The following is an 8,186-nucleotide window of genomic DNA, read 5'->3' on the forward strand; positions in this document are numbered from 1 at the left end:
CAACCCCTTTATAAACAACTGCAAAAAAGACAACGACAAAAACAACATTTTTGCGCCCCGCCGGGCTTTCAGGACCTACCGATCGTGTCGCGAGTCGTTGCCGTCATCCTGGAAAGTCGTAGTCCAGGATCTGTTGTTACTCAAAAAGAGGAAAACAACGGATTCTGGACAGAAACCTTCCAGAATGACTTTGTTAAATAACAACACAGTAAAAAACCCCAAAGGTAGATCCTGAAATAAATTCACAATGACCTCTTTTTTAATAAAGTCGTCATCCCCGAGGAATTTAGTCGGGGATCTGTCGTTTTGGAAGAGAACAAGCACGGCAAAAACAGATTCCCGACTACAACACTCGGGAATGACAACAACTAACGACAGATCCCGTATAAAAACACTACGGGATGACGGAAACAACAATACAAAAGACAAAAAGCCCAGCACGCTACGGGCCGCCAAGCACTCGGCAACAACAAGCCCCCTTTATAAACAACTGGGCCCCGGCTAAAAATAAACCGGGGCCCGAATATAACCAACTAAAAATTGCTTTACAGAATAATCAGCCGCACCGCCATTACAATTAACACAATCCCGGCGGCCAGTTCCACTTTTTTGCTGGCAATCGTTTTAGAGGACTGATTGCCCAAGTGAAAACCAATCAGCGTCATTAAGAACGTAAGTACAAACAAGATAAGCACTTGCGGAAAGAACGCCTTTTCCATCGTTTCCACGGCATAACCCACCAAAAAGGAATTGAGCGCCAGCACAGTGGAAACCTTCATCATTTTGCGGTTATCGTCCGCATCCAAGTTGCTGAAACTGGGCGATTTTTCAATGGATTCCAACATAAACTTAATGCCCAGCAGGAGCACAAAGGCAAACGCCACCCAATTATGCGCAAAATATGCCCACTTATGAAAGAAAATGGCGCTTATCCCATACCCCAACGCAAAAAACAGCGCGTTAAAGCACGAAAAGAACAACGTCATTTTAATAGAAAACACGCTCTTTTTGTCGGGCGACATCTTCATAGCGGACATATTGGCAGACACCATATTATCCACACAAATACACAAAAAAATGATACTCACGGCAATTATGCCCATAGGGAACCTCCCGGTTGAGATACCAGCATTTTACCAAATGCCCAGCCCTTCTAGCAATAATTTAAGGCCAATTAAAATAAGCGCCAGCCCGCCCAAGGCCTCCATTACCTTGCCAAACTTGCGCCCTAAAAATGCTCCCAAATAGAACCCCACCCAACTGGTAACAAACACGCACGCGGTCAGCGTAAGCACCGTTACCCAAAAGGGAGCCTCGGTAAACGCAAGCCCAATACCCACCAAAAGGGCATCCAAACTCGTCGCCACCGAAAGCGCAAGCAAGGTTTTAAAGGAGTGCAATACACATACGTCCTCTTCGTCCTGCGGGTTGCGCGCTTCCTTCACCATACGCGCACCGATAAAGGCCAAAATCGCAAAGGCAATCCAATGGTCCACCGCGCCGATATAACGCCCTACTCCCGCGCCGCCCAGCCAGCCCACAGAAAACATAATAAAATGCGCTACTGCAAATAAGGCGCTCACTTTACCTATATAAGTCAGGGGAATTTTGTTTTGGTGGGAACAGCCGGAAGCAATGGTAACGGCCAGGTTATCCATAGATAACCCCAAAGCAACTAATAAAGCGGATAGAATATTCATATAAATTATGATAACATTTTTTATATATTCCCCGTTTTAGGGAGCATTATGCAATCGCTTAAAGAGTTATACAAAATTGGTATGGGGCCTTCCAGCAGCCATACTATGGGCCCGCGCAAAGCGGCCGACGCGTTCAACCGCGCTTATCCGTCCGCCGAGTCCTTCCGGGCGGTACTTTACGGCTCCTTAGCCGCCACCGGCAAGGGGCACTTGACCGATTTCGCTATTAAAGAAGCCTTTTATCCCAAGCCCGTTACTATTGAGTGGGAATACAACACCTTTTTACCCAAACACCCCAACGCAATGCGCTTTGAAGCCCTGGATAAAGCCGGGCACATAATGGGCGCACAAGTGGCGTACAGCATTGGCGGGGGCGACATCCGCACCGACGAAAACTTCGGGCAGGAAATCAACAATATTTACCCCCATAAATCAATGGCGGAAATTTTGCAGTACACTTCGGACAAGCGTATGCTGCTATGGGAATATGTGGAAGAATTTGAAGGCGCTGACATTTGGCAATATTTAGGCACCATTTGGAAGACAATGCAAACCACAATGAACCGCGGCTTGGAAAAGCGCGGCGTATTGCCCGGCTCTTTAAATTTGGAGCGCAAGGCGCGCCGCTACCTTTACAAGGCGGAGAACTCCCCCCAATACCTGCGCCGTATGAATAACCTGTTTTCTTATGCATTGGCGTGCTCGGAAGAGAACGCTGCCGGCGGCGTGGTGGTTACCGCGCCCACTTGCGGCTCCTGTGGGGTCGTGCCTGCGGTGTGCCGCTTGATCCAAGAAATTTGCGAATTTGAAGACACCACCATTTTGCACGCCTTGGCAACGGCCAGTTTGTTTGGCAATATGGCCAAGGCCAATGCCTCTATTTCCGGTGCCGAAGTCGGCTGTCAGGGCGAGGTCGGCGTGGCGTGCGCAATGGCGGCCGCGGCCACCTGCCAATTAGAAGGCGGCGACAACCGCCGTATTGCCTACGCGGCCGAAATGGGGCTTGAACACCACTTGGGACTGACGTGCGACCCGGTGGACGGGTTAGTGCAAATTCCTTGCATAGAGCGCAACGCGCTGGCCGCTTCCCGCGCGTTAGACTGCGCTACCTATGCCTTAATGTCCGACGGGGACAATCGCGTTTCCTACGACGACGTTTTAGCCACTATGATGCAAACGGGCCTGGATATGAACAAGGACTACCGCGAAACCGCACGCGGGGGCTTGGCCCGTTTCTTTAAAGAAAAAGTATTGCGGCTTAAAAAAGGGGGTAACAAATGAACGTAATGGAAGGTATTTTAAAGCGGCGCAGTATCCGCCGCTTCACGGATAAACCGATTGAAAAGGGCGACATTACCGCGCTTTTGCGTGCGGCGATGATGGCGCCTACGGCGCGCAACTGCCAAGAGTGGGAGTTTATCGTCGTGCAAGACAAAAACACCTTGCACAAAATTACCACGGTTCACCCGTACGCACAAATGTTAAAGGAAGCCGCCTGCGCAATTTTGGTATGCGGCAACACAAAAAAAGAACACGCACCGGGCTACTGGATTGCCGACTGCGGCGCGGCCACGCAAAATATTTTACTGGCCGCCACCGAACTGGGCTTGGGAAGCGTATGGCTGGGCGTTTATCCCAACGAGGACCGTATGAACGCATTAGCCAAGATGTTCGGTTTGCCGGAATATGTAAAACCGCTTAACGTAATTGCGCTTGGCTATCCAAACGAACAAAAGCCGGATATTGACCGCTTTGACCCGGACAAAATCCACCTTGAAAAATGGTAAAGTAAAAGAGCCGCCTGCCTGCGGCTCTTTTTTGCATATAGGAGGCTGAAATGAGTGATTCGCTTTCTTTTAAAAAAATTTCCGCTATTATTTTGCTTTGTACCGCGGTGTTATCCACGGGTATTTTTTTGTATGTAAACCAGATTGAACGCACCTTGGAGCGCAACCACACGATGTACTTGGAGGAAGTCGCCCGCCAAACCACCAGCGAGGTGGAAACGCAAGTCTTTAACGATTTGGCTCTGCTGCGCTCTATCGCCACCGCAATAGAGTCTCTATCCAAACCAACCGCCAGCCACATTGACCGCCTGATGAAAAACGAGTCCGCCGTCAATAATTTTAAACGTATGGGTTTTGTCCGCCCGGACGGTATGGCAATGTTAAGCGATGATTTGATTTTGGACCTATCCAAGGAGGAACACATTAAAAAGGCCCTCGCGGGAGAGGCCAATGTGTCCGAACGCATTACGGATGCGGCAGACGGAAAAGATATTTTGGTGGAAGCCGTCCCCGCCCGAAAGAACGGGAAAATTATCGGCGTTTTGTTTGCCACGCGCTCAGTAGAGGAGTTTGCCAAGGAACTGGATACGCAAAGTTTCCGCGGAGAAGGTTACTCCGCCATTGTCCGCACCAATGGGGACAGCGTGGCCCGCGCCCTGCACAAAAACGCTATCAGCCAAGTAGAAAATATTTTTAATCTGCCCGATGACCCGCAAGGCCAACTGCCGCGCGCGCTTAAAGAGCCGATGCAAAACCGCCAAAGCGGCACCGTAAAATACACCTCTGCTGAAAAAGGCGAACTGCACATTAGTTACCAACCTTTAAACATTAATGACTGGTACTTGCTGTCCGTCGTGCCCACCGTACAAATGACGCGCCAAATCAATGCGCTTGTGTGGCGGCTTTTGGGCCTGTGTTTGGCCGTGGTGGCCGCGGGTCTCTGCGCGTGGGGATACATTTACATCCAACAAAAAAAGTCTCGGGAAAAACTATTCACTACCGCCTTTATAGACCCCATTACACAGCACAAAAACTTGGCCGCTATCCGCCCAGAAATGGAACAAATCTTCCGCACGCATACGAACCAATCCTATGCTATTGTGGCAATGGACGTGGGTAAGTTCCAATCGTTTAACGAACGCTACGGTTTTAAAACGGGTGATACACTCTTGAAGCATTTATCCCGTGTGATACAAGAGGGCTTAAAGCAAGACGAACTGTTCACCCGTATTTATGCGGACCGCTTTGCAATGCTTTTGAAATACTCCTCCGAGGGAGAACTGAAAAACCGCTTGGAACTGCTGGCCGAGCAGATTTCCAACTTCCAAACGGAAGACAAAAAAACTTTTGCCCTAATGTTGGCTTTCGGCGTGTATCCTATTGAAGACCGCAATGAATCCGCCCAAGAGATGTACAACCGTGCGTGTGTGGCCAAAAAGCGCATAAAGGGCCGATACGACGAGATTGTGGCTTTTTATCAAAAGAGGTGGCACCAAGAATTAACCGAAGAAGCACTGATTGAAAGCCGTATGCGCCAAGGCATTGAAAAGAAGGAATTCCGTTTTTTTGTGGAGCCTATCCGTTCCTTGAAGGACGACTCTCTTTTTGCGGCCGAAGCGGTGGCGGACTGGCCCGTACCCGAACGCCAAGACCCGCTGGAACAGGCTGTTTTCCGCCCGGTATTTGAAAGAAATGGGTTTATTTACCAATACGGGCGCTATCTGCTGGATGCCGCCTTGGAAACGCTTTCTACTTGGAAAGCCCAAGGCAAAAAGTTAATCCCTCTGGTAGTGAAAATTGCTGACGAACACCTGACCGCGCCGGGCTTTGCGGAGCGTTTGGCCACCAAAGCCAAGGAAATGGATGTAGAACCCAAATGGCTGTATTTGGAACTTACGGAAACCAAGCGGCACATTTTAAATGCACGCTTAAAAGCCGCCGGAGAGGAACTGAAACAACAGGGGTTTAATCTTACCGTGCGCTATACGGGGCTGGTGTCGCCCGCTTTTAAAGAAATGCCGATAGACGGCGTGAAAATCGGGCGGCAAATGTGGACGAAATCGCCCGACCGCAAAAGCAATATGCTAGCGCAATCCTTGGGACAAGTCTGCCAAGAATTAGGCATTTTTCTGGCAGCAGACGATGTGGCAACCCAAGAGGACATAGCCCGCATTAAAGCGTTGGGCTTTTCGTACGCGCAAGGGCCATTTGTGGGGCCTAAGGTGAAACCCGGGGAACTGCTGTAAACGGCGAGCACATAGGGATGGCACGGCTTTGTAGCGTGGAATTAGGTTATTTCCCCCCCGCTAAAAGGCCGGGCCCCAATAATGCACAACAGAATAATTTTGGCACACGCGCCGGAAAATTGGTATAATATAGTACCGATTTATGGTGGATGTAGCTCAGCTGGTTAGAGCGCCGGTCTGTGGAACCGGAGGTCGCGGGTTCAAATCTCGTCATCCACCCCATATTAGATCCCGCTTAACTTTTGGCGGGATTTTTTAATGCCTGATTTAGGGTTTTTCCTCTTTCGTCGTCGGTAAAAAAAGCCTAATTCCCCCTGCGATATCCAATAGATAGATTTTCCTTATCCCGTCTTTTCGCCCTTTCAACTACTTTTTTGCTATCTTTCTATCTATTTTGCAAAATTTAACACTAAAAACTTAATTTTCCTTTAAGAGTTGGCTAACCCGAGCCGCCGTAAGCCCCAAAGCCCGCGCACATGCGGCCTGGCTAAGGCCGTTTAGGCGCATATATTCGCGGATTTGTAGTGCCAAGGTCTGCTTGTACACGGCTTTATCTACCTTCGGAAGTTTGGCCTCTTTTCGGGCCGCCAATTCGGACCGTTTCCAAGGGCCGGAGTGTGGCTTCACATTGGCACAGAACGAAAATTCGGTTCCACTGCGCAAAACAACCGTAATTTTGCTTTCTTGATATTCATAACCTATACGGCAGATAACAGATTTAAGGGTTTCTTCTTGCTCGTATTCGGATAATTGCTCAAATAGGGCCCGGCTGAGAACCCCATTTTTATCCAATTCTGCAATAAGCGCCAAATGGAACTCTCGCTGTCGTACCGTCCGTGTGGGACAAGACTTATAGCCCTCTTCTCGGCACTTCCGGCAAATATAATAAAAATGTTTCGTATTTTTCTTTTTCCCATAGATGGGAACCATTGGGCTGCCACAGGCTTCGCAAAACAATAAACCACGCAAGATGCCAGGCGTTGCTTTCCGTACCGTCTCATACATTTTTCGTCCATTATTTAACAGTTCTTGCACCGCCTCAAAAGTTTCTATGGACACAATGCCGTCGTGCTCGCCCTCGTAAATTTTCTTTTTGTAAAGCACCTTCCCAATATACAGCGGATTATGAATAATATGATAAAGTTGTGCACGCGAAATAGGGCGTGCCGGTAAAACCCGCCCATTTTTGCATTTCCGCTCCCGAAGAACAATTCCCCGCTTTTCTAGTTGTGCAAGTACGGAAGTAACGCTTTTTTCTTCCAGTACGCTATTAAAAATGAATCGTACTTCTTCGGCGGTTTCTGGGTGTGGTACCAACTTATGGGCTTTTTCATCTAACTGGTACCCAAATGGAATTCCTCCGCCTAAAAACTTTCCTTTCATACGAGAGGCCGCCATTTTATCCCGCGTGCGTTCGCTAATAATTTCGCGCTCAAATTGAGCAAACGATAACAAGATATTAAGCGTTAGCCGACCCATAGAGGTTTTGGTATTAAAATTCTGCGTGACAGATACAAACGACACTTCGCGCTTATCAAAAAATTCTAGTAACTGGGAGAAATCCAGTAAAGAGCGTGATAATCTATCCACCTTGTACACGACCACGCAATTTACCTTGCCCAGTTTGATGTCCTCTATCAAGCGCTGCAAACCGGGGCGATCGGTATTCGCCCCGGTATAGCCACCGTCATCATAAGAGGTTTCTAGCGCCTGCCAGCCTTCCCCACGCTGGCTTTTAATAAATGCCATACAAGCCTCACGCTGGGCATCCAGCGAGTTGAAGTCCTGTTCCAATCCCTCACTGGTAGATTTGCGGGTATAAACCGCGCAGTTCATCGGTTTTATAATGTCACTCATAAGCCGAAGAAATAATACCCGCTTAAATGTTGCCCCGTGATGGCACACGCCACGGCGGACAGGGTTTTGAAATATTTATTATTGTATTCAAAACCGTGTTCCAACACTTTGACCACAACAAGATGCCCTTTGTACTTTTTCTCCAATATAGAGCCGGGCAGCGGGATACGGATATCCCGCAGTTTTTGATCCTTATTGTTGTATTTTTCGGCCCTCTGTTTATTTTTAGAAATTAATTGGGCTAGTGGATTAATCTGCGTGGCCACTTCCCGCAGTTTGGCTAATTCTGTGGGGCCAGATATGGGTTTGGAGGATTGTAGGTTATTCCCAGTCGGTTTAGCAGTAATTGCTACTTGCGCCTTTTTGTCTCCGTTCTCCACCTGTTGAGACTTGTCGCTTGATTTATTTACAGCATTTAATGGTATAGACTTTTTCTTCATAAAAACTCCCGATAGTTAAGTTTAATGGGCTATTTTTTGCCCATCTCTATTACCGCTTACTATCGGGAGATAAGTCAAGTTGGGTCTAGTTATTATTTAATAACCGGCTTACATATTGATAATATGTATTAGACGGATATTTGGACAATGTTTGTG

Annotated in this window: 8 protein-coding genes and 1 tRNA gene; 5 read left to right on the plus strand and 4 right to left on the minus strand. The window is 48.2% G+C overall.

Features of this window, described 5'->3' with window-relative positions:
• The coding region (locus B2118_RS00095) for a hypothetical protein (RefSeq protein WP_428052236.1) at nucleotides 1-201 on the plus strand (201 nt) is incomplete at its 5' end.
• 344 nt (nucleotides 202-545) lie between these two features.
• Here the strand turns inward: B2118_RS00095 and B2118_RS00100 are convergent.
• The gene (locus tag B2118_RS00100; RefSeq protein ID WP_428052238.1) at nucleotides 546-1,103 is read right to left on the minus strand and encodes a manganese efflux pump MntP family protein; all 558 of its coding nucleotides are present in this window, start codon (nucleotides 1,101-1,103) and stop codon (nucleotides 546-548) included.
• Between the two features lie 30 nt (nucleotides 1,104-1,133).
• Nucleotides 1,134-1,700: a manganese efflux pump MntP family protein gene (locus B2118_RS00105; RefSeq protein WP_428052240.1), complete on the minus strand. Its 567-nt coding sequence runs from the start codon at nucleotides 1,698-1,700 to the stop codon at nucleotides 1,134-1,136.
• Between the two features lie 48 nt (nucleotides 1,701-1,748).
• Between B2118_RS00105 and B2118_RS00110 the strand changes: the two genes are divergently transcribed.
• From B2118_RS00110 to B2118_RS00125, 4 genes are all read left to right on the plus strand, one after another.
• Nucleotides 1,749-2,981 carry an L-serine ammonia-lyase gene (locus tag B2118_RS00110; RefSeq protein WP_428052242.1) on the plus strand — a complete coding sequence of 411 codons (1,233 nt, stop codon included), beginning with the start codon at nucleotides 1,749-1,751 and terminating at the stop codon, nucleotides 2,979-2,981.
• Nucleotides 2,978-3,487, plus strand: coding sequence for a nitroreductase family protein (locus B2118_RS00115; RefSeq protein WP_428052244.1), 510 nt, complete (start codon nucleotides 2,978-2,980; stop codon nucleotides 3,485-3,487). The genes B2118_RS00110 and B2118_RS00115 overlap by 4 nt, the downstream gene beginning before the upstream one ends.
• 50 nt (nucleotides 3,488-3,537) lie before the next feature.
• A complete protein-coding gene (locus tag B2118_RS00120; RefSeq protein ID WP_428052246.1) occupies nucleotides 3,538-5,733 on the plus strand; it encodes an EAL domain-containing protein in 2,196 nt (731 codons plus the stop codon).
• Nucleotides 5,734-5,878: 145 nt separating this feature from the next.
• Nucleotides 5,879-5,955, plus strand: a tRNA-His gene (locus B2118_RS00125).
• Nucleotides 5,956-6,150: 195 nt separating this feature from the next.
• Here the strand turns inward: B2118_RS00125 and B2118_RS00130 are convergent.
• Both B2118_RS00130 and B2118_RS00135 read right to left on the minus strand, forming a co-directional pair.
• Complete coding sequence (locus B2118_RS00130) at nucleotides 6,151-7,590, minus strand: recombinase family protein (protein ID WP_428052248.1); 1,440 nt, start codon at nucleotides 7,588-7,590, stop codon at nucleotides 6,151-6,153.
• Nucleotides 7,587-8,030: a DUF2924 domain-containing protein gene (locus B2118_RS00135; RefSeq protein WP_428052249.1), complete on the minus strand. Its 444-nt coding sequence runs from the start codon at nucleotides 8,028-8,030 to the stop codon at nucleotides 7,587-7,589. The genes B2118_RS00130 and B2118_RS00135 overlap by 4 nt, the downstream gene beginning before the upstream one ends.
• Nucleotides 8,031-8,186 lie beyond the last annotated feature (156 nt).

This window comes from Candidatus Avelusimicrobium stercoris, from assembly GCF_002437085.1.
Taxonomy (GTDB): Bacteria; Elusimicrobiota; Elusimicrobia; order Elusimicrobiales; family Elusimicrobiaceae; genus Avelusimicrobium; species Avelusimicrobium stercoris.